This window comes from Streptomyces sp. adm13(2018), from assembly GCF_008042145.1.
GTDB lineage: Bacteria > Actinomycetota > Actinomycetes > Streptomycetales > Streptomycetaceae > Streptomyces.
In genome coordinates, this window is the sequence record NZ_RDBH01000329.1 from 1 (window position 1) to 719 (window position 719).

At 70.6% G+C, this 719-nt stretch carries 1 protein-coding gene; it reads left to right on the top strand.

Annotated features, from left to right (window positions below):
* On the top strand, positions 1-719 hold a 719-nt coding region (locus EAO70_RS37260; RefSeq protein WP_148007186.1), incomplete at both ends, for a beta-ketoacyl synthase N-terminal-like domain-containing protein.

Sequence of the window (719 nt, forward strand, 5' to 3'; positions counted from 1 at the left end):
GGCCCAGGAGTACGGTCCGCGGCTGGGTGAGGCGGCGGCCGGTGCGGCCGGCTTCGGACTGACCGGAACGACGTCGAGCGTCGCCTCCGGCCGCGTCGCCTACACCCTCGGCCTCCAAGGCCCCGCACTCACCGTCGACACCGCCTGCTCCTCCTCACTCGTCGCACTCCACCTCGCCGTCCAGGCCCTGCGCTCCGGCGAGTGTTCGCTGGCCCTCGCCGGCGGCGTCACCATCATGTCCACCCCCGGCATCTTCATCGAGTTCTCCCGCCAACGCGGACTCGCCACCGACGGACGCTGCAAATCCTTCTCCGCGGACGCCGACGGCACCGCATGGGCCGAAGGCGTCGGCGTCCTCGTCGTCGAACGACTCTCCGACGCACRACGGCTGGGACACGAAGTCCTCGCCGTSGTCGCCGGGACCGCCGTCAACCAGGACGGCGCCTCCAACGGACTCACCGCCCCCAGCGGACCCGCACAGGAACGCGTCATCCGCGCCGCCGTCACCGACGCAGGAATCTCCTTCTCCGACGTCGACGCCGTCGAAGCCCACGGCACCGGAACCGTCCTCGGCGACCCCATCGAAGCCCAAGCACTCCTCGCCACCTACGGCAACCAGCGCCCCGACGACCAGCCCCTCATGCTCGGCTCCCTCAAATCCAACCTCGGCCACGCACAAGCGGCCGCAGGCGTCGGCGGCGTCATCAAAATGGTGATGG